Annotated in this window: 16 protein-coding genes and 1 pseudogene; 8 read left to right on the top strand and 9 right to left on the bottom strand. The window is 71.1% G+C overall.

Going from position 1 to position 17,698, the window contains the following annotated elements; translation table 11 throughout:
- Window positions 1–93 precede the first annotated feature (93 nt).
- Together ACZ5WG_RS33010 and ACZ5WG_RS33005 are read left to right on the top strand one after the other, a co-directional pair.
- Window positions 94–1,440 carry a M20/M25/M40 family metallo-hydrolase gene (locus ACZ5WG_RS33010; RefSeq protein ID WP_468728025.1) on the top strand — a complete coding sequence of 449 codons (1,347 nt, stop codon included), beginning with the start codon at window positions 94–96 and terminating at the stop codon, window positions 1,438–1,440.
- A gap of 12 nt (window positions 1,441–1,452) precedes the next feature.
- Entirely contained in the window at window positions 1,453–3,036 is a 1,584-nt protein-coding gene (locus ACZ5WG_RS33005; protein WP_468728024.1) for a carboxylesterase/lipase family protein, read from the top strand.
- A 64-nt stretch (window positions 3,037–3,100) separates the two neighbouring features.
- Here the strand turns inward: ACZ5WG_RS33005 and ACZ5WG_RS33000 are convergent, their stop codons facing one another.
- Window positions 3,101–3,937: a hypothetical protein gene (locus tag ACZ5WG_RS33000; RefSeq protein ID WP_468728023.1), complete on the bottom strand. Its 837-nt coding sequence runs from the start codon at window positions 3,935–3,937 to the stop codon at window positions 3,101–3,103.
- A 159-nt stretch (window positions 3,938–4,096) separates the two neighbouring features.
- Window positions 4,097–4,546, bottom strand: coding sequence for a nuclear transport factor 2 family protein (locus ACZ5WG_RS32995; RefSeq protein WP_468728022.1), 450 nt, complete (start codon window positions 4,544–4,546; stop codon window positions 4,097–4,099).
- A 124-nt stretch (window positions 4,547–4,670) separates the two neighbouring features.
- Here ACZ5WG_RS32995 and ACZ5WG_RS32990 point away from each other — a divergent pair, with 124 nt between their 5' ends.
- Together ACZ5WG_RS32990 and ACZ5WG_RS32985 are read left to right on the top strand one after the other, a co-directional pair.
- Complete coding sequence (locus ACZ5WG_RS32990; protein ID WP_468728021.1) at window positions 4,671–5,243, top strand: TetR/AcrR family transcriptional regulator; 573 nt, start codon at window positions 4,671–4,673, stop codon at window positions 5,241–5,243.
- Window positions 5,244–5,481: 238 nt separating this feature from the next.
- Complete coding sequence (locus ACZ5WG_RS32985; RefSeq protein WP_468728020.1) at window positions 5,482–7,104, top strand: alpha/beta hydrolase; 1,623 nt, start codon at window positions 5,482–5,484, stop codon at window positions 7,102–7,104.
- Window positions 7,105–7,180: 76 nt separating this feature from the next.
- On the opposite strand, the gene ACZ5WG_RS32980 is transcribed toward ACZ5WG_RS32985, so the two are convergent.
- A complete protein-coding gene (locus tag ACZ5WG_RS32980; RefSeq protein ID WP_468728018.1) occupies window positions 7,181–7,966 on the bottom strand; it encodes a DUF4190 domain-containing protein in 786 nt (261 codons plus the stop codon).
- A gap of 320 nt (window positions 7,967–8,286) precedes the next feature.
- The gene (locus tag ACZ5WG_RS32975) at window positions 8,287–8,904 is read right to left on the bottom strand and encodes a TOPRIM nucleotidyl transferase/hydrolase domain-containing protein (protein ID WP_468728017.1); all 618 of its coding nucleotides are present in this window, start codon (window positions 8,902–8,904) and stop codon (window positions 8,287–8,289) included.
- Between the two features lie 278 nt (window positions 8,905–9,182).
- On the opposite strand from ACZ5WG_RS32975, the gene ACZ5WG_RS32970 reads away from it, so the two are divergent.
- A complete protein-coding gene (locus ACZ5WG_RS32970; protein ID WP_468728016.1) occupies window positions 9,183–10,451 on the top strand; it encodes a YhgE/Pip domain-containing protein in 1,269 nt (422 codons plus the stop codon).
- Window positions 10,452–10,853: 402 nt separating this feature from the next.
- Here ACZ5WG_RS32970 and ACZ5WG_RS32965 read toward each other — a convergent pair whose 3' ends face one another.
- The gene (locus tag ACZ5WG_RS32965) at window positions 10,854–11,888 is read right to left on the bottom strand and encodes an aldo/keto reductase (protein WP_468728015.1); all 1,035 of its coding nucleotides are present in this window, start codon (window positions 11,886–11,888) and stop codon (window positions 10,854–10,856) included.
- A gap of 111 nt (window positions 11,889–11,999) precedes the next feature.
- On the opposite strand from ACZ5WG_RS32965, the gene ACZ5WG_RS32960 reads away from it, so the two are divergent.
- Complete coding sequence (locus ACZ5WG_RS32960; RefSeq protein WP_468728014.1) at window positions 12,000–12,623, top strand: TetR/AcrR family transcriptional regulator; 624 nt, start codon at window positions 12,000–12,002, stop codon at window positions 12,621–12,623.
- Window positions 12,624–12,674: 51 nt separating this feature from the next.
- Here the strand turns inward: ACZ5WG_RS32960 and ACZ5WG_RS32955 are convergent, their stop codons facing one another.
- The 4 genes and pseudogenes from ACZ5WG_RS32955 to ACZ5WG_RS32940 all read right to left on the bottom strand — a co-directional run bounded on the left by ACZ5WG_RS32955 (window position 12,675) and on the right by ACZ5WG_RS32940 (window position 14,588).
- Window positions 12,675–13,451, bottom strand: coding sequence for a polysaccharide deacetylase family protein (locus ACZ5WG_RS32955; RefSeq protein WP_468728013.1), 777 nt, complete (start codon window positions 13,449–13,451; stop codon window positions 12,675–12,677).
- A 145-nt stretch (window positions 13,452–13,596) separates the two neighbouring features.
- On the bottom strand, window positions 13,597–13,983 hold the full coding sequence (locus ACZ5WG_RS32950) for a VOC family protein (RefSeq protein ID WP_468728012.1): 387 nt from the start codon (window positions 13,981–13,983) through the stop codon (window positions 13,597–13,599).
- 1 nt (window position 13,984) lies between these two features.
- A pseudogene (locus ACZ5WG_RS32945) lies at window positions 13,985–14,056 on the bottom strand (transcriptional regulator); the annotation flags it as partial.
- A 37-nt stretch (window positions 14,057–14,093) separates the two neighbouring features.
- Entirely contained in the window at window positions 14,094–14,588 is a 495-nt protein-coding gene (locus ACZ5WG_RS32940) for an RrF2 family transcriptional regulator (RefSeq protein WP_468728011.1), read from the bottom strand.
- Window positions 14,589–14,702: 114 nt separating this feature from the next.
- On the opposite strand from ACZ5WG_RS32940, the gene ACZ5WG_RS32935 reads away from it, so the two are divergent.
- Window positions 14,703–15,443 carry an SDR family oxidoreductase gene (locus tag ACZ5WG_RS32935; protein ID WP_468728009.1) on the top strand — a complete coding sequence of 247 codons (741 nt, stop codon included), beginning with the start codon at window positions 14,703–14,705 and terminating at the stop codon, window positions 15,441–15,443.
- Window positions 15,444–15,758: 315 nt separating this feature from the next.
- Window positions 15,759–17,639, top strand: coding sequence for an ATP-binding cassette domain-containing protein (locus ACZ5WG_RS32930; protein ID WP_468728008.1), 1,881 nt, complete (start codon window positions 15,759–15,761; stop codon window positions 17,637–17,639).
- Window positions 17,640–17,698 lie beyond the last annotated feature (59 nt).

The raw sequence follows: 17,698 nt of genomic DNA, 5'->3' as shown, positions 1-17,698 counted from the left end.
GTCCGGCACCGCGCCCTGCCGGCTGGATCATGCCTGATCCTGCCTGATCCACAAGACACCCCCTGCCGATCCCCAGCACTCCGGAGCGTGCACGTGTCCGCCTCACCCCAGCCCGTGGCCCTGCCGTTCTCGTGGGCCGACCAGGAACGCCACCTCGTCGGCCACCTCTCGGCCCTGATCCGGCTGGACACCTCGAACCCGCCGGGCCGGGAGATCGCCGTCGCGCGGTATGTCTCCCGCGAGCTGTCCCGCTCCGGCATCCCGCACTCCGTCCTGGAATCCGAACCCGGACGGGCCAACCTCGTCGCCCGGCTGCCCGGGTCGGGACGCGAACCGCCGCTCATGCTGCTGGGCCACGCCGACGTGGTCGGCGCCCAGCCCGAGGCCTGGAGCCGTCCGCCGTTCTCGGGCGAGGTGGCCGAGGGCCGCGTCTGGGGCCGCGGGGCACTCGACATGAAGGGCCAGATCGCCGCGAGCCTCCTGATCATGCAACTCCTGGCCGCGCACCCGATACCGCTGCGCCGCGACGTGCTGCTGGTGATCACCGCCGACGAGGAGGCAGGCAGCCGGCTGGGAGCGTACTGGCTGTGGGAGCACCACCGCCGCCTCGTCGAGGCCGAGTTCGCGTTCAACGAAGGCGGCGGCCAGCGCTTCCTCACTCCCGGCGGCCCCGTCTACACCGTCCAGGTGGCCGAGAAGGGCAACGCCCGGATGCGGGTCACCGCCCGCGGGCCGGGCGGCCACGCCTCCCTCCCGCGCCCGGAGTCGGCGGTCTTCACCCTGGCCGAGGCGCTGCTGCGGCTGCGCACGTACGCCCCCGAGACGGTGGTGCACCCGGCCGCGCGCCGGATGCTGTGCACGCTGGCCGACCTGTACCCCGGCGCAGGCGCCGAGGCCATCGAGCGCCTGCTGAAGGACCCGGGCTGGGCCCGGGCGAACAGCCTGCCGATCGATCCCGTCCTGCGGGACTTCGTCGTCGCCGGGCTGCACAACACCGCCACCCCCACCATGCTTTCCGCGGGACAGCGGCAGAACGTGGTGCCCGTGGAGGCGAGCGCGGTGCTGGACGGGCGCCTGCTGCCCGGCGAGCTGCCCGACCGGTGGGCGGAGGAGGTGCAGCGGGCCGTCGGCGACCAGGTGGAGGTATCGCTGCTGCACGGCAGGGTGAGCCGCCAGGTCCACGACGACCCGGAGGTCCTGCGGGTGCTGGGCGACACCGTGGCCGCCCACGAGCCGGGCGCGCGGGTCCTGCCGTACATCAATCCGGCCGCCACGGACGCCCGCGCCTTCCCCGACACCAAGGTGATCGGATTCTTTCCCTCGGCGAGCGACGCCGACATCATGCGGCTCATCCACGCGCCGGACGAGCACGCCCGGATCAGCGACCTGATGTTCGGCGGGCAATGCCTGCTCGACGCGGTCCTCAGACTCTCGGTATGAAAGGAACCACCCATGGGTGTCGTCATCGAGACCTCGAGCGGCAAGATCGCAGGCACGGCCGCCGGCAGCGGGCTGTCGGTCTTCAAGGGCATTCCCTACGCCCTTCCGCCGGAAGGGCCTCTGCGGTTCCAGGCGCCCGCCCCGGTCCCGGCCTGGGACGGCGTCCGTCCGGCGACGTCCTTCGGCGCCGCTCCCCCGCAGCTGCCACTGGTCCCGGGAATGCCCGCGGCCTGGCGGCCGGAGGACGGTCTGGACTGCCTCAGTGTGAACGTGTGGACCCCGGGCGGCGCCGGCGACCGGCTGCCGGTCATGGTGTGGATCTACGGTGGTGGGTGGAAGACGGGCCATTCCGCTGATCCCGGCTACGACGGCGAGGTACTCGCCCGGGGCGGCGTGGTCATGGTGACGTTCAACTACCGCGTCGGTTTCGAGGGGTTCGGATACGTGCCGGGGGCGCCCGCCAACCGGGGCTTCCTCGACCAGGCCGCCGCACTCACCTGGATACACGAGAACGTCGCGGCCTTCGGCGGCGACCCGGACAACGTGACGGTCTTCGGCGAGTCCGGCGGAGGCGCGTCCGTCGCCGCCCTGCTGTCCGCGCCCGCCGCGCGCGGTCTGTTCCGTCGCGCCATCGCCCAGAGCATGGCCGGGCGGTTCCTGCCCGAGGACGAGGCCCGGCGCATCTCCGCGATGATCGGGCAAGCGGTCGGCGTGGGCCTCGAGGGGCTGGCTTCCATATCCCCGCAGGCGCTGCTGTCGGTACAGGACGTGGCCCTGCCCGCGATGCGAGCCGATCCGGCGAGCTGGACGACCCCCGAGGCGATCACCTCCTTCTCCCCCGTCATCGACGGCGTCACCGTGGTCGACAAGCCGTGGCTGGCCGTCCGTTCGGGATGCGCCCGTGACGTCGACCTGATCTGCGGCTACACGCACGACGAGTTCACCCTGTTCGCCATGCAGCGCGGCCTCGTCAGGGTCGGACTCGGCGCGATGGCCAAAGCGGTGCCCATGCTGCTCGCGACCGTACGCGAGGGAATCCGCGAGCGCGGCTCGCGCACGCCGGCGCAGCCCTCGGCGAAAATCCGGCATCTCGACCTCGACGCCGTGGGCGAGGGGCTGGGCCTCGGTCGTCGGGCGGCCGCCGAGTACCGCGCCGCCCACCCGGGCCTCACCGACCCGCAGCTGTACGTCGAGATGTTCTCCGACGCGCTGTTCCGGATGCCCGCGACGTGGCTGGCCGAGGCACACGCGTCCGCGGGCGGCCGGGCCTGGCTCTACGACTTCACCTGGAGCAGCCCGGCTTTCGGCGGAGCCCTGGGGGCCTGTCACACCGTCGACATCCCGGCGACCTTCGGCCACACGAAAGGCCCCCTCTCCGGCTTCCTGTTCGGCGGCAAACCCCCCGGCCAGGACTTCACCCGGCTGTCCGAACAGCTCCGCTCCTCGTGGATCGCGTTCGCCACATCGGGGGACCCCGGCTGGCCCCCCTTCACGGCCGACCGCCCGGCGACCCGCCTCTGGGACGTCGAACCGACGCTCGCCGAGGACCCGCTCCCGGCATCCCGTCGTATCTGGCGCAGGAACTCCGGGCTCTGACAAGGCACCGGATACGAACGCACACGGGACGGACCACCCGAACCGGGCCTTCTGCACCAGCCTTTCAGGGGCGCTCGAAGAGCTGGAGGATCCCCCCGGCCGAGAAGCAGAGCGCCCCCGTCAGAGTGCCCCAGTTGGCGATGTCCTCGTTCACGAGACTTCCGGTCGCGGGGCGGGTGAAGGCCGCCAGAGCCGAGATGAGGAAGAGGACGGAGCCGAGCTGATTGATCGCGACGATCCACCAGCCGAGGTCGTGGGTCCGCACGCCCGGCCGGCCATGGCAGACCTCGAGCAGTGCCAGGTGCCCCGAGATCAGGAACAGGATGCACCCGACCATGTCGGGTGCCCAGATCAGCCTGTTCACCTGCTGGAGCGAGAGCCCCTGCAGCAGGGAACTCAGCAGGTTGATGCCGAACACAAGGGTGCCGACGAACAGTACGAAGGTACTCAGCCAGTCGATCCGGTCGGGCTCGTAGCGCCACCAGGCCCAGGCTCGTCCGGCCAGCGAGCCTCCTCCGGCCTCGGGGCGAGGGGCGTTGATCGCCTGGAGCAGTGAGGCGTAGCCGCCGGTGTTGAAGAACAGGCCGCCGGCGAAGTAGATCCAGGCGCCTGTTGCATCACCCGAGCCGAACTGGGCGACCCAGGCTCCGAGGGCGAAGAGGGCCCCGCCGACGGTGAACGCAAGCGCGGCGACGGCGTTCAGCCTGCGCAGGCGGGCGACCGACACGCCGTCGGCGATTCGGGGAAGCGACTCGAGCCCGCCCGCAGCGCTTACCGTGATCAGGCCGCGCTTGCGTGCCGGGCGGGACTCCCAGACCACCGTGCCCCCCTCCTTGGGGCGCCACGTCAGCCGGGTCGTGAATGGTCCCGCTCCCCCGGAGCGCCCTTCGGTTTGGCTCACCCGCCGACCTTAGCCTCCGGCGTCGCCCGGTTCCCGGCGTGGGCCCGCCGTCTCACCGCGTTGGTCGAACGCACGTCACGTGTTCGGGCAGTTCCGGCGGAACGCCTCGTCGTAGGCGGTGTCGCAGCCGACGCAGCCGCCGACGGCTGAGCGGCGGCCCTACTCGGGCTGCTTGCCCTCCAACGCCGTCACCAGCTGGGGCAGGTGGCCACCGGCCACCACGAGGGCCAGGTGGTCGTGGAAGTCCCGGCTGCCGACGATCAGCCCGTCGCGCACCCGCAACACCTGGATGTTGGCGGTTTCGAAGCTCCGTCCGGTCGCCCTGTGGTGCACCCGGTAGTCCCACTCGGCAACGACCACCTCCGGATCGTCGGTCTCCCGGATGACCACGTTCACCGGGGTCAGCTCCACGGGCGAACTCGCGGCGACTTGCGCGAACCGCGCTTCGAGCACGGCCCGGCCCTCGAACCGGCGCGGCCCGACCGGCTCGAAGACGGTCTCCACGACGGCGTCCTCTGCGTAGAGTTCGGCCAGCTCCGAGAACCGCCCCTCGCCGATGCGCTCCAGCAGCTTGTGGAAGACCTCTCGCGGTGACAGCGTTTTGGGCATGATCAACCTCCGGCGGAATCAGCCACTAGAATCGGACTAGCGGCTCCGTTTTCAACGATACGGACTGGCGACTCCGGTTGTCCAGGCGTTCTTTCGCCGCCGTGCAGAGGAAGGCAGAAAAGGGATGACTGGCGCTCAGGAGCGTCCGCTGCGGGCGGACGCCGCCCGCAACCGGGCCAGGGTGCTCGATGTCGCCACCGAGGTGTTCACCTCCCGCGGCGTCGGCGTGCCGACCGAGGAGATCGCCCGGGCCGCCGGGGTGGGGGTCGGCACGCTCTTCCGGCACTTCCCCACCAAGGAGGCCCTGCTGGTGGCGGTGATGGTGCGCAGACTGGAGGCGATCGCGGCCACGACGGCGGAGCTGGCGGCTCAGGCCGATCCGGCCGAGGCCTTCTTCGCCTGCTTCCGCCTGGTGGTGGAACAGTCGGCGGGCAAGAACGAGTTCGCCCAGGCGCTCGCCGCGGCCGGCGTGGACGTGCACGCATCGCTGCACGAGCCGACCAGGGAGATCCAGACCCGGCTGGCCGGCCTGCTGTCCGAGGCCCAGCAGGCCGGGGCGGTCCGCCCGGAGCTGCGCCTGCCGGAGCTGCTGGCCCTGCTGGTCGGCACCGGCGCAATGCTGGAACAGCTCGGTGCGGACCCGGCGGCCCGGGAGCGGATCTTCGAGGTGGTCTTCGACGGCCTGCGGCCACGCTGACCGGCCACGTCGCCGGACGGTGGGGAACGGAGCGCGGCCCGGCCCGAGTCGGGGCATCGGCCAGGCCCTTTCCGGCTGCGTACGACCCTGGTCGCAGCCGGAACGCTTCCCCTGGGGGGAGTAGGGGTCACCTCCTGGTGGTAAGGAGGAATCAACTCCTGGTGGGCCGACACCGGCGTCAGCCAGCGGCTACGTTGTCGCCCCCGTTCCCGCAACACCCATGACGGAGGATCGCCGCATGCAGAGCCGTTTGGCCGATGCCCCCCGCAGACGAGTGGTGTGGGGGATATCCCTCGTCCTGATCGCGGTCACCGCGCTCCTCGGGGGCGCGCCCGGGGCCGCCACGGCCACAACGCTTGCCGCCCCGCCCGTCCCCGTCCTGTCCTGGGGCCCCTGCGACGGAGCGGACGGCGAGGACCCGGGGGACGGCTTCGAGTGCGCGACCGCCCTGGTGCCCCTAGACCACCGCCGGCCCACCGGGCGTACGATCCCGCTCGCGGTCACCCGGCGGCTCGCGGCCGACCGGGCTCACCGCACCGGTGTCCTGCTGCTGCACCCCGGAGGACCCGGCAACTCCGGCGTGGACTTCGCCCGCAACAGCTACGACGCGCTCCCCGCCTCCCTCCGCGACGCGTTCGACGTCGTCGGGTACGACATGCGCGGCGTGGCCCGCAGCGGACAGGTGGAGTGCTGGAACGACAAGGAGTACTCCGCCGCCGTCGACACCGCGCGCGGCGTGCCCGGGCCGGGAGCCCTGCAAACCGCCGTCCGGCAGGGCCTGGACTTCGCCACCGCCTGTCAGGAACGCTACGGAGAGCTCGTGCCGTTCGTCGGTACCGGGTCGAACGCCAAGGACATCGACCTGCTGCGGCAGGCCCTCGGGGAAGAGACGCTCTCGTTCTACGGGCGTTCCTTCGGCAGTTACGTCGGTACCGTGTACGCCGCGCAGTTCCCCCGGCGCGTGCGCGCCATGGTCCTGGACGGGGCCTACGATCCGCATCGCTACGCAGACGTGCCGTACGCCTACGACGCGGGGCAGTTCGTCGCCCTGGACGCGGCAGTCGGCCGGTTCCTGGACTGGTGCGCGCAGAACGCCACCGCCTGCGGGTTCGGCGAAGGCCGGCCACGGCAGGCCTTCGCCGAACTCAAGCGGGCGCTGGACGCCGACCCCGTCATCACCGCGAGCGGACGCCCGGCCACCGGCTACACCCTCGCCTACCGCCTGATGTTCAACATCAACGCGGGCAAGGAGATCTGGCCCTACCTGGGGCAGGCCATGCGGGCGGCCCAGGCACACCAGGGCTCGTTCCTGCTGTCGCCGCCCTCGCCCGGGTCCTTCGACTTCCTCAACGTCAACTTGGCCGTCGAGTGCGCCGACCGCGTCTACCCGGCCAGCCGTCTGCTCCTGGGCACGCTCGTCAGCGCCCAAGCCGGCGCCGCTCCGCTGCTGGGACCCCCCATCGGCCTCGGGCCGCCCACGTACGACCACAACCACGCGCCCACCTGCGCCCAGTGGCAGGCCCAGCGCCCGAGCCGCTACGAGGGCTCCTACCGGGCGGCCGGTTCCGCCCCGATCCTGGTCCTCGGTACGACCGGGGACCCGGACACCCCGTACCAGGACGCCGTGGCCCTCGCCGGGACGCTGGACAACGGACGGCTGCTGACCTTCGCCGCCGAAGGACACACCGCCTACAACCGGAGCGCGTGCGTCAGCGCCCTGGTCACGGACTACCTCGCCACCAAGGCGCTGCCTGCACGGGGCACCGTCTGTGCGGACGAGACGCCCCCGGAAGCGCCCGCCCGCCGCACCACCGGCATCGAGGTCGACGAGACGCGCGATGTGATCCCCGCCCTCCGCTGACACCTTGCCCTGAGCACCGTCCGCCGGTCGGGGCCGCAGCCGACCGGCGGCTTCAGCCCCGACGGGCGACTGCGGCTCAGGAACCGGCGGCGCGGAGCGAGCCGGTGCTGGAGCCGCTGGTGTGGCCCAGGAAGCAGGTGACCTCTCGGTCGCCGCGGATCCAAGTGGTCGGCTGCGGGAAGTAGTAGTACACCTCGAGCGTCTCCGCGAGCTTCGCGTCGGCGCCCACGTAGCCGGTGAGCGCCGGGCCGGCGCACTTCTCCTCGGCGATCGAGATGACCTTGTCCTTGCCCGGGTACGCCCCGCCGTCAAGGTCGAAGACGCTGTAGGCCTCCCCCTCGTGAGGCTCGCTGCACGGCACGATCTTCACCGTGAAGCCGGCGTCACCGCCCTCCTCCTCGTCGTACTCCGCCAGCTTGCCGCCCGTGTTGAAGCAGTCCCCCTTGCGGATGTCCTCCACGTGGACGGAGCCCGGGGTGGTGACCTGGCCGCTGGTGTCACGCTTCGGCGAAGGGCCGTCGCCCAGTGCGCCAGAGAATCCGAGGACCAGCACGATCGCGTAGAACGCGATGGCCAGGCTGTGGATGACGATGGCCGCGATGGCGAAGCCCTTGCCCTTCTCGCCGCGGTCGCGGATCTGGGAGAGGGCGATGATGCCGAGGATCAGCGGGACCAGCGGGACCCCGCAGACGATCGACATGACGAACGCAACGATGGCCAGCGTATTGGTCTTCTGCGACATCGGGGGCGGCGCGTACCAGCCCTGCTGGCCGCCGTACGGTCCGGGCTGCCCCGGCTGTCCGTACGGCCCCGACTGGGGGTAGGGCTCGGGGGACGACGGTGGCTGCGGCGGTATGGACATGCGTGTGGGCGCTCCTTGCACAGAGGGTGGGGAAGCAACCTACAGCCAGGGCATGACAACGCCGGGCCGGGGGTCGGACGGACGCGTGGCGCCCGGACCGGATCGACGCAGGTACGCGGCCGCAGCCGCAGGCGAGTAGCCGGCCTTGTCCCGTTACGCGTTGACCAGTGTGAGGATCTCGCCCGGAGAAGACTGCTGTACGGCACGGGGTTCCGCCCTACGACCGGGGGTACGGCCCACGAATCGGCCGTACGTCTGGCGGGCCGGCGGGCCGGCGCGGCGAAACTGCGGGCTCGCGTCCCCACCGGGTCGCGCCTCGGTCACAAGCTCCTGAAGAGGTCGTCGAGCGGGGCCGGCACCTGTCCCGGGTCGAGGGCCTCCACCAGGAGACGGCCGTAGCGGATCTTGCGGCCCTTCTTCGTGCCGAGGAAGCGCCGCAACTGCTGCTGCCGGGGCCGGCCGTGGTGTGAGGGCTGGCGCAGGAACGTCTGCCAGGCACGCAGGTCGCCCTCGGCCAGGACGATCTCCTCGGCCCTCGCCGTACCCAGTGCGCGGATGAGCTCGTCCTCCAGGTCCGCCACGCACACGAAGAAGTCCGGGCCCGGCGCCTGGTTCTGCTGCAGGGCGCGGTCGTAGTAGCGCTGTTCGCGCTCGTCGCACAGTCCTGTCAGGCGCAAGCCAAGACCGCGCGGCCCGAGAAGTCCGGCGTAGCGCCCCACGTTCATCGCCCCGCCCATCGACACGACGCACACCCCTTCCGCGGCGAGGTCCCGGCCACGCCGTTCGGACAGCGCCTCGACGGCCGCAAGGTCGCTCAGCCCTTCCAGCAGAACCGCCGTCCGCAGCCCCAGCTGCACGGCCAGTTCACTCGCCGGTCCGCCGGGCCCGCCGGCCGTCCAGCGGCCCAGTGCGTCCCGGAACGCCCATATGTCCACCATGGAGCAAGTCTGCACGTCCACCGACCGGCACGGCACCGAATATCGGCCGCCGCCGTCCGAGGGCAGGCCCCCCTCGGCGGGGGCGACCACGACGACGCCGAGCGCTTCCCGGCGCGTTGCCGTACGCGTACTGCAACGGAGGGAGGAACGCGAGGCGTGCGACGGCCTGCGCGGGGGTGGGCCGCATGCTGGCCTCTCGTACGGTCGCCACGGCATCACCCGTTCGGCCCATCTCACCCGCTGTGCGGCCTTCGCACCGCCCGAACCCACGGAGAACCATGGCCGAGCCCGCCGCCCCTCAGGCCACTGCCGCGACGCTGCTGCGCCGCCCGCAGTTGTGGCTGGTGCCCACGGTCCTCACCGGGCTGCTCGCCCTGCTGCTGTCCCTCCTGTACATGGGCGGCATCGTCAACCCCAACCGGGACCTGCGCGACCTGCCCATCGCCCTCGTCAACGACGACATCGGCAAGCCGCCACCCGGGCAGAAGGAGAACCTGGGCACACAGGTCACGACCGCCATCGCAGCCGACACCGGGGGCGGCAAGGCCGAGTGGCGCAAGCTCACCCGTGCCCAGGCCCAGGATCAGCTCGACTCCGGCAAGGTCTACGGCGCCCTGATCGTCCCGGTCGGCTTCACGGACGACGTCACCGCCCTCACCACGCCGGGAGCCACCCGGGCGCCGACGATCACCGTGCTCACCAACCCCGGCAAGGGCAGCCTCGGCTCCTCCCTCGCCAGTCAGATCACGACCAAGGCCGCGCACCAGGCGTCGCAGACCATCGGAAGACAGCTCGCGGCAGCGGCCGGCACGCAGGCGAGCCCCACCGCGAAGCTGCTGCTCGCCGACCCGGTGAACGTCGTCACCCAGGTCGGGCACCCGATCGGCATTCACAGCGGCCTCGGCCTGACCGCGTTCTACTACACCCTGTTGCTCGTGCTGGCCGGGTTCATGGGCGGCAACGTGATCAGCAACGGCGTCGACACCGCCCTCGGCTACGCGGACACCGAGATCGGCCCGTGGCACACCCGCCGCCCCACCGTGCCGATCAGCCGCACCCAGACGCTGCTGCTGAAGATGGTGATGACCGCGGGCATCACGCTCGTCAGTGCCTCGCTGGTCCTCGTCGCCTGTGTCGGCATCCTCGGCATGGACGCGTCCCACCTGCCCCTGCTGTGGTTCTACTCGTACTGCGCCGCCCTCGCCGTCGGCCTGGGCGTCCAGGCGATCAACGCAGCGTTCGGCGGGATCGGCCAACTGGTGTCGATGTTCGTGTTCATCGTCCTGGGCCTGCCCTCGTCGGGCGCCACCGTGCCGCTCCAGGCCGTCCCCGGCTTCTACCGCTTCCTGTCCCACTTCGAGCCCATGCGGCAGCTCAGCGACGGGGTACGCGCGATCCTCTACTTCGACGCCCGCGGCGATGCGGGGCTCACCCGCTCCTGGATCATGATCGCGGTCGGTACCGTTCTCGCCCTGCTCTTCGGCTTCGCCATGACCACGTACTACGACCGCAAGGGGCACAAGCGCCTTACCCCGCAGCCCGCCTGACCTCGTGAAACCGGTGCGGTTCACTTCCCGACGGTGTTCATCAGGACGATCGCCGCGAGGTTGGCGAGGATGACGGCGAGGATGCCGAAGATCATGAGCCAAGCCCTGCGCGATTCATCCATGCTCGTGTCCATGGGATCACCTCCCGCCTGACGCGCGCGTCCACGCACGTGGAGTGGCCGCACAACGCTCCGGCCTGCCTCTTCCATGATGGACCGGTTGCGCCGGGCGCACGCGCCTAAGGGCTGTCCCGTAATCCCCGGCGGGCGCGCGACGACAGCTACGGCACCTCGCTGCGTTGTCGGAACGCCCGGATACGCCCGGTATGAGGACGCTCCTCCGCCTTGCGATGCACCGCATCTGACGCCGCGCGCTGATCCACCGGGGATTACGGGACAGCCCTTAGACCACCGGCGGGTTGAGCCGGGCGAAGCCCTCCTGTCGGTGGTACGGGAAGTAGGGGTACGGGGCCGTCCGGCTGCTCGCCGCATCGAGCCTGGCCATCTGCTCGGGGGTGAGCGTCCAGCCCACGGCTCCGAGGTTCTGGCGCAGCTGTTCCTCGTTGCGGGCACCGACGATGACGGAGGAGACGGTCGGCCGCTGCAACAGCCACCGGAGGGCGATCTGCGGGATCGCCTTCCCCGTTTCCTCCGAGATCTCGTCCAGGGCGTCGACCACACCGTAGAGGTACTCGTCCTCCACCGGCGGACCGTAGTCGGCGGTGTCGTGCAGCCTGCTGCCGGCGGGCAGCGGCCGGCCACGGCGGATCTTGCCTGTGAGCCGGCCCCAGCCGAGCGGGCTCCAGACGATCGCGCCCAGTCCCTGGTCGAGCCCGAGCGGCATCAGCTCCCATTCGTAGTCGCGGCCGACGAGGGAGTAGTGGACCTGGTGGGCGACGTAGCGCTCGCGGCCGCGGCGGTCGGCGGTGGCCAGGGATTTCATCGCCTGCCAGCCGGAGAAGTTGGAGACGCCGAGGTAACGGATCTTCCCGGCCCGGACCAGGTCGTCCAGGGTGGACAGCACCTCCTCCACGGGGGTGCCGGCGTCATAGGCGTGCAGCTGGAAGAGGTCGATGTGGTCGGTGTCGAGGCGGCGCAGGGCGTTGTCGACCGAGGCGATCAGGCGGGATCGCGAGGTGCCTGCGTCGCCGGGGCCGTCGCCCGTGGGCAGGCCGGCCTTGGTGGAGATGAGCACCTGGTCCCGGCGCCCCTTGAGGGCGGCCCCGAGCACCTCCTCCGACGCGCCGTCGGAGTAGACGTCGGCGGTGTCGAACATGGTGATTCCCGCGTCCATGCAGATGTCCACGAGGCGACGCGCCTCTTCGACACCCGTATTGCCCCAGGCGCCGAAGAGCGGTCCCTGTCCGCCGAAGGTTCCGGCGCCGAAGCTGAGCGCGGGCACCTGGAGCCCGGACGTACCCAGTCGCCTGTACTCCATGACGAATCCCCTCTCACACACCTCTCACACACCCAGTTAATGGGGCTGTGGTTCCGTTAAGATGTCATCAGCGTAACAAGGCCCGACACCTAATGGAACAGGAGTCCCGTTATGGAGTTCACGGAAGCCGAGTCCGACCCGGGGACCACCCGGCCCGGAGGGCGTACGGCCCGGGTGCGGGCCGCGGTGCTGCGCGCCGCCGAGGACGTCCTGGCCGAGCAGGGCTTCGCCCATCTGGACCTGACCGACATCGCGCGCCGCGCGGAGGTCGGGAAGACGACCGTCTACCGCCGCTGGGGCACAGTCACCGGTCTCGTGACCGACCTGCTGCTGGACATGGCACAGCAGTCCGTGCCGCGCACGGAGACGGGCTCACTGCTCGGGGACCTGAGGGCCAACACCCGGCTGGTGCAGCGGACGCTGGCCGACCCCCGGCAGGGAGCCCTGTTCAAGGCGGTGATCGCGGCCGGCACCTGCGACCCGAAGGCGGCGGAGGCTCTGTACGGCTTCTACACGGCGCGCGTCGAGGAATGGGCGCCGTGTGTCGAACAGGCCGCCGCCCGTGGTGAGGTGCCCGAGGGCACCGACCCGCACGAGGTGATCCGCGCGGCGTCCGCCCCGCTCTACTACCGCCTCCTGACCACCGCCCTCCCGCTCGACGAGGCCGCCGCCGACCGTTGCGCGACGGCCGCGGCGGTCGCCGCGCGTGCGGGGGCATACGTACGGGAGGCGTAGCGGTCCCGCCGCCGTGGACGGGCTCCCGGGCGCCGGGGCCCGAGGGATGCCTTAAGGGGCGGTACGGACCGGGAAGGTGAAGGTGTAGCCCTGCGCCCTGAGCCAGGGCAGGTACTCCTTGAGCGCGGCGACGGTCTCGCTGCGGTCGCCCCCGCCGTCATGGAACAGGACGGTCGGCTGCTGGGGCAGCTTGCCCTCCAGCGCGGCGACGATCGCGGGCAGGCCCGGCCGGCTCCAGTCCTTGGGATCCACGCTCCAGCCCAGCGGCCGCATCCCGCTCGCGGTGGCTATCGCACGGCTGTCGGGGGTGAAGGCGCCGCCCGGCGCACGGTAGTAGTTCACGGCGACACCCGGCACGGCCTTCTCGATCATGGCCTTGCCGTCCAGGATCTGCTGCCGCTGGTAGGCGACGGGCTTGTGGTCCATGGTCACGTCGTGGTCGACGGAGTGGTCGCACAGCTGGTGACCGTCTGCGGCGACCTGGCGCACCAGGGCGGGGTACTTCTGCGCGCGGGTTCCGATCATGCAGAAGGTGGCCTTGACGTGGTTCTGCCGCAGCACCTCGAGGACCTGCGGAGTCCAGCGGGGGTCCGGGCCGTCGTCGATGGTGATGGCGACGTTGTGGCCCGGGCCCTGGGCCAGCCGGGAGATCCCCACCGGGATCGGGGTGGCGCCCCGGGCGGACCCGAAGGCGGCCGACGACCGGCCCGCCGAGCCGTCCGCAGCGGCGAGCGCCGGCGTGCCGGCTGCTGCCAGAAGGCCGAGGACGGCCCCCGTCACGGCGAATCCCGCCCGCCGACGACGTACGGAACTGATGATGATGCCCATGGACGCGCTCTTCCTTTTGCGCTCGGCCCCCGGATCTCACGTTGCCGATCCAGGGTAGGTCACGCGTTCGGGGGCCTTGTTCCTCCGATCGGCCGATACGGCGCGGGACCGGCGGCACACGGAGGTCAGATCGCGCCGGGGCGCCTTACTTGCTGTGCAGCATCTGGATCAGGTTGCCGCAGGTGTCGTCCAGAACCGCGGTGGTGACCGCGCCCATCTCGAGCGGCTCCTGGGTGAACTGCACGCCGAGCTCGCGCAGCCGGTCGAACTCCGCGGGTACGTCGTCCACGACGAAGGCTGCGAGCGGGATGCCCTCCTTGGCCAGCCCGTCCCTGTACGCCTTCACCACGGGATGACCGGAGGGCTCCAACAGCAGCTCGGTCCCGTCGGGAGCCTCCGGCGAGACCACGGTCAGCCAACGGTCCTCACCCAGCGGGACGTCGTGCTTCTTCACGAAGCCGAGCACCTCCGTGTAGAAGCGCAGGGCCTTTTCCTGGTCGTCGACGAAGACACTGGTCCGGTGGATCTTCATGGGTGCTCTCCGGGGTGTCGGGCCTGAGCCACCGGGTCGCGATGCGCTCAAGGGGTTCGGTGTTCAGATCGTGGCAAGCGTCGGCCTGCCCATCAAGTAGCGATGCGGTGTCAGGTGCCGTCGGAGGAGTTCGCCGGGTTCAGCCAGGCCCCGATGCCCGGCAGCGCTTCGGGCCCGCTGTCCCGCTCCACCGAGCCCACCAGGTCGGCGATGGAGACCCCCTGCAGTGACGCCCGCCAGGCGGCGTCGGCTGCGGTCATCACGCGGGCTATGGCGCACGGCTTCGTACAGTCCTGGGGCGGCGTCCCCAGCGGGCCCCGCTGGCGGATCTCGGTGCACACGAACGCCGGGCCCGCCCCGTCGACGGCCTGCACCACGTCCAGCACCGTGATATCGGAGGCGGCCCTGGTCAAGGCGTACCCGCCCGTCTTGCCCTGGACCGACGTCACGAGGCCCGCCCGGGACAGGGCCTGCATCTGCTTGGCCAGGTAGCTGGGCGAGACGTCGTGCAGCCGCGCCAGCCGGGCCGCCGGCACCGGCTCGGTTGCCGCGGTCAGCACCACACAGCAGTGCAGCGCCCACTCCACGCCACCGGACAGCTTCATGCACCCTCCCGTTTGACTCGGACCCAGAATATCCGAGTATCATCTCGGACAAGACTTATCCGAGTTTACTCGCGGCACGGGCCGCGGCTCTCGGCTCACGGAAGGGGCACAGCCATGAAGATCACGGTCATCGGCGGCACCGGACTGATCGGTTCCCAGCTCGTCTCCAGGCTCCGCGAGGCCGGACACGAGGTGGTCGCCGCATCCCTGTCGAGCGGGGTCGACCTGCTCACCGGCGCGGGACTCGATCAGGCGCTCGAAGGCACGGACACGGTCGTCAACGTGACGAACTCCCCCACGTTCGACGAAGCCTCCCCGGAGTTCTTCCGTACCACCATGGGGAACCTGCTGACGGCGGGCGAGCGCGCGGGTGTCCGCCATCAGGTCGTCCTCTCCATCGTCGGAGTCGACCGGGTGCCGCAGCTGGACTACTACCGTGCGAAGACGCTCCAGGAGGACCTGCTGCGCAGCGGGCCCACCCCGTACTCGATCGTGCGCGTCACCCAGTTCTTCGAGTTCATGGACGCGGTCATGTCCTGGACCGCCGACGACCACACCGTCCGGCTGCCCGCCACGCCCATCCAGCCCATCGCGACGGCCGACGTGGTCGCGGCGCTGGCCGACGTCGCCACCGCCGAGCCACTGAACGGCACGCTCGACGTCGCGGGCCCCGACGTCTTCACGTTGGACGAACTCGGCCGCCTCACCCTGTCCGCCCGCAAGGAGCAGCGCACCGTTGTCACCGACGCGCAGGCGGGCATGTTCGCGGCGGTGTCCGGCGACGTCCTCATCGCAGGCCCCGACGCCCGCCTGGCCCCCACCCACTACAAGGACTGGCTCGGCAGCCGCCGCTGAACAGGCATGGGGAGGCAGGCAAGCGATTTTCTTCCGCCTCCCGCTCCAACCCGCCGGTTCCAGCCAAACCTCCCCTCCAGGAAGCCCGGGAACCCGGCCAGCGCCCGAAACGATCAGCCAACAGGGCGGAGCCGACTGCGTCGGCAGGTCGGCCAGATCCGGCTGCTCCGGCCTTCGCGCTGCTGTGTACTCACTCCCTCCAGTTCGCCGGACAGCTCAGCGGCGCCTCCCCCGACCTCGGGCGGCGGGCGGCGCCGCCATGCCTTGCTCCGGGTGAACCGGGTTCCCTCACAGCCGAGTTGGAGGAGCCGCAGAATGACGCAGCAGAAGGCCGGGAAGCCGGAGGACACCGCGCTGCCCGCACCGCCGGAGTTCACGTTCAACCGGGGCCAGCACAACGAGACGATGGAACGGCTGTCGCTCGCCCAGATGGCCCGCCGCGTGCCCTCCGCCCTCGCGCAGACCGCAAAGCTGGCCTGGGCGGTCAACCGCACCGCGTTCCTCTGGCTCGTGTGCGCCCAGCTGCTCGGCGGGGTGTGCACGGCCGCCTCCCTCGCCGCGGTCTCGAGGGCGATGGGTCCTCTGCTCGCCGGCGGTGCCGCCGAGCAGCGCATCGCAGCCGCCACGTGGCCCCTGGTCGCCGCAGCGGCCATGACCGCCGTGGGGGCGCTGGCTTCCATCGCCTCCGGGAGCGCCGCCCGGCGTCTGAACCCCGGCATGTCCACGATCGCCGACCTGGCCATGGTCGACGCGCACATGGACGTCGAGCTGGCCGCCTACGACGCCCCCGACTTCACCGAGCGCTCCGAGGCGGCGGAAACGGGATCGGCCCGCTCCTCCATGCTGCTGCAGGACGCGCTCGGCTTCACCGGTGGGCTGATCGACATGCTCGCCGTGGCGTCGGTGCTGTCCCTGGTGCACCCGCTGCTCCTGCCGCTCCTGCTGCTGTCGGTGATCCCCCGGGGCCTCGGCTCGGTCTTCGCCGCACGCCTCGACTACCGACTCCACAACGAGACGGTCGCCTCCCGCAACATCCGCAACATGATGCGCTGGCACCTCACGACCCCCAAGCTTGCCGACGAGCTCCGCGGCAACAGCATGCGGACGTACGCGCACCACTGGTACGCGGCCGTCTGTGCGCGCATCGACTCCAAAATGGTCGGCTCCGCGCCGCGCTACCTGGCCGTGTACCTGACCGCGGCCACCGTGTCCGGTCTGTTCATCGTCCTGACCTGGGTGTCCCTCGGCGCCCTGGTGATCGGCGGCTACATGGCCGTTGGCGCGGCCGGCACCGCCATCGTCGCCATGCGGACGTCCACCGCGGCACTGTCCCAACTCGTCGTGTACGGCGCGGCGATGTTCCAGCACGCCCTCTACCTCGGAGACTACGCCGCCTTCATCACGCACTCGGCCGAGCAGTCCGTACCGCGCGGGGCCCAGGTGCTGGACGCCCCGCAGAAGATCCGGATGGAGGGGGCCTCGTACACGTATCCGGGCAAGGACACCCCGGCGCTCGGGCCGGTAGACCTCACCCTGAACCGCGGCGAGGTCGTCGCCCTCATCGGGGAGAACGGCGCCGGCAAGTCCACGTTCATCCGGCTCCTGACGGGGCTGACGACCCCGACGGCCGGCAGCGTGTCCTGGGACGGTGTGCCGACCTCGGATGCCGACCAGCGTTCGGCGTGGACCCACGTCGGGCTCGTCACCCAGTCGTACGGGAACTGGCCCTTCTCGACCCGCGAGAACATCACCCTCGGCCAGCCCGACGCCCGCGGTGAAGACGCGGTCTGGGAAGCCCTGGCCGCCGTCGGCATGAAGGAGGCCGTCCAGGAGTTCCCCCACGGCCTGGACACACTGCTGGCGCGGTCCCTGTGGGGTGGCCACGAGCCCTCGGGCGGCCAGTGGCAGCGCCTCGCGTGCGGCAGGGCCTTCCACCGGCGGCCGGCACTCCTCGTCATGGACGAGCCCACCTCGGCGATGGACCCGCGCGGGGAGCACATGGTCTTCTCCGGGCTCCGGGACATGAAGGACGACCGGATCACGGTGATCGTCACGCACCGGATGGAAAACTGCCGTCTCGCCGACCGCATCATCGTGCTCGACGCCGGCAGGATCGCGGAACAGGGGACGTACGAGGAACTGGTGCGGCTGGAGGGCTCCTTCGCCGAGCTCGTGCGGCTCTCCCAGGACCGGTAGCCGGCCCCTCGCAAGGGGGCGTGGGCGCAGCCTTCCTCGCCAGCGCCGCCGTCCGGGTG

This window comes from Streptomyces sp. NPDC032745, assembly GCF_055579465.1.
Note: the sequence above shows the minus strand (reverse complement) of the source record. Positions and strands in the feature narration are given on the sequence as shown.